The organism is Bacillus sp. LR--39 (genome assembly GCF_053613335.1).
The window spans coordinates 1-553 of the sequence record NZ_JBSIOT010001414.1; the positions used below are offsets into that span (position 1 = coordinate 1).

A 553-nucleotide genomic window follows, 5' to 3' on the forward strand; every position below is an offset into this window, starting at 1 on the left:
GCTTCAGCAACTTGATTCACTATCCGATTGGCATGGCGATTGCGGCAGTGTCAGCGTTCATTGCAGCATTTGTCATGAAGATTAATGAGGATGAGGAGAGGAAAAAATGACAGCACATGATCAGGAGCTTCGTCGCCGGGCTTATGAAGAAGTGGAGAAAAAAGAGCCCATCGCTGACAGCGATCCGCACCGCCAGCATTTTCATATCATGCCGCCGGTTGGGCTGCTGAATGACCCGAATGGCCTGATTTATTGGAAGGGCAGCTATCATGTATTCTTTCAGTGGCAGCCGTTTCAGACGGGGCACGGCGCAAAATTTTGGGGGCATTATACGACACAGGATGTTGTGAATTGGAAGCGGGAAGAGATTGCGCTGGCTCCGAGTGATTGGTTTGATAAAAACGGCTGCTACTCGGGCAGCGCTGTCACGAAAGACGATCGGCTCTATCTGTTTTACACAGGAAATGTCAGGGATCAGGATGGAAACCGGGAAACGTATCAATGCCTTGCTGTTTCTGACGACGGGCTGTCCTTTGAGAAAAAGGGTGTCGTC

The 553-nt window shown here is 50.3% G+C and carries 1 protein-coding gene and 1 pseudogene; both read left to right on the forward strand.

The genetic code is table 11. The features are described from left to right. A partial coding sequence (locus ACWHAR_RS30840; RefSeq protein ID WP_452088906.1) for a hypothetical protein occupies nucleotides 1-110 on the forward strand: 110 nt, incomplete at its 5' end. Continuing rightward, nucleotides 107-553: pseudogene (sacA, locus tag ACWHAR_RS30845) on the forward strand (sucrose-6-phosphate hydrolase); the annotation flags it as partial. The gene ACWHAR_RS30840 and the pseudogene sacA, both read left to right, overlap by 4 nt.